The 1409-nt window shown below is 45.7% G+C and carries 3 protein-coding genes; all 3 read left to right on the top strand.

What is annotated here, in order from left to right:
* The first annotated feature begins 58 nt into the window (after positions 1-58).
* Positions 59-337, top strand: coding sequence for an IS66 family insertion sequence element accessory protein TnpA (gene tnpA / locus D7322_RS28255; protein ID WP_241254835.1), 279 nt, complete (start codon positions 59-61; stop codon positions 335-337).
* Position 338: 1 nt separating this feature from the next.
* Positions 339-692: an IS66 family insertion sequence element accessory protein TnpB gene (gene tnpB / locus D7322_RS28250; RefSeq protein ID WP_121127506.1), complete on the top strand. Its 354-nt coding sequence runs from the start codon at positions 339-341 to the stop codon at positions 690-692.
* A gap of 34 nt (positions 693-726) precedes the next feature.
* A partial coding sequence (locus D7322_RS28245; protein WP_147430575.1) for an IS66 family transposase occupies positions 727-1409 on the top strand: 683 nt, incomplete at its 3' end.

Genomic DNA, 1409 nt, shown 5'->3' with positions numbered 1-1409 from the left:
GTATCCGCCCGACCAAGTGCATATTTTATGAACGCTTTATAATTCCGAGGTTTGCTTAATGAGTTCAAAGGAAAAAAGAGATCAGATGCTGTCGATGATAGCAGATTGGCAGCAGAGCGGTATGAGCAAGAAGCAGTACTGTGATTCAAGGGGGATCAATGAGGCGAAGTTTTATTATTGGTTTTCTCGGAGCAGGGAGCAAGATGGTGCTAGTGGAAGTTTCACACCGATTGACAGATCTGTCCGTAAGGAGATAGAGATCATCTATCCCAACGGGGTTGTTCTGAAAGTGGAAAGCGATCTGGGTCTTCTGTCTCAGCTGATCCGTCTTTACTAATATGTTTTCGCTTGGGTCTTCCCACAGATTCTACCTTTACGACGGCTACTGCGATATGCGAAAAAGTTTTGATGGACTTTGCGGACTGGTGCTTTCTGTGATGCAACGCCAGCCTACCAGCGGAGAGGTCTTTGTATTTCTAAACCGTAGCCGCACCCATATAAAACTATTACACTGGGAAAGTGGTGGCTTTGTACTTTACTACAAACGTCTGGAGCAGGGAACTTTTGGTGCATCTGAACTTAAGAAAGGTGAGCTGTCCTGGAGCGATCTGGTACTGATGGTCGAGGGTATACATGTTGTGAAGAGTATACAGAAAAAACGTTATTTATTACCTCAAAAACAGCTTTTTTAATGGTATTAAGGCAATAAATGCGTATCTTTATGGCATGGAAAAAGCGCTGGAAAACCTCTCGAAAGAAGACCTTATCAAGGTTGTTTCCAGCCGTGATCAAGAGATAGATTATCTAAAGTCACAGCTTGCCATGTACAAGCGCATGCAGTTCGGACAGAGTCGCGAACGCTTCGAAGGAGACCCAAACCAGACCATGCTCCCCTTTGAAGCAGAGCCGGCCGAAGTTGTACAGCAACAGGAGGAAATCAAGGAAAAGATCGAGTATGTCCGTAAACGTCCTCACCATAAAGGACGTGCGAAGTTACCTGAACATCTACCGGTAGAAGAGGTCGAGATCCACCCCGAAGGAGACCTGTCGGAAATGGTATGTATTGGAAAAGAGATTACCGAAGAGCTTGAGTGCGAGCCTGCAAAGTTCTATATCAAACGTTACATCCGTTATAAATATGCGGCTAAAAACGGAGATGGCGTATCCATCGCAGGGCTTCCCGAGCGTGTCATCGATAAAGGGATACCCGGAGCGGGGCTACTAGCGATGATCCTGACTGCAAAATATATGGATCACCTTCCGCTCTACCGCCAGAAGCAGATGTTCGCCAGGGAAAATATACAGATACCATCATCCACTATCGAAGGATGGACAAAACAGGCGCTGGAAAAACTGGAACCACTGTATGAGCAACTCGTCTTCGACACCAAAACAAAAGGATATCTACA

It is taken from the genome of Sphingobacterium puteale, assembly GCF_003627955.1.
Classification (GTDB): domain Bacteria; phylum Bacteroidota; class Bacteroidia; order Sphingobacteriales; family Sphingobacteriaceae; genus Sphingobacterium; species Sphingobacterium puteale.
The sequence above is the reverse complement of the archived record's forward strand: the minus strand, read 5'-3'. Positions and strand labels throughout refer to the sequence as shown.

Bases quoted from the DNA above. Each gene is read 5' to 3' on its own strand.
- tnpA (WP_241254835.1), top strand. From the start codon at position 59: ATGAGTTCAAAGGAAAAAAGAGATCAGATGCTGTCGATGATAGCAGAT.
- tnpB (WP_121127506.1), top strand. From the start codon at position 339: ATGTTTTCGCTTGGGTCTTCCCACAGATTCTACCTTTACGACGGCTAC.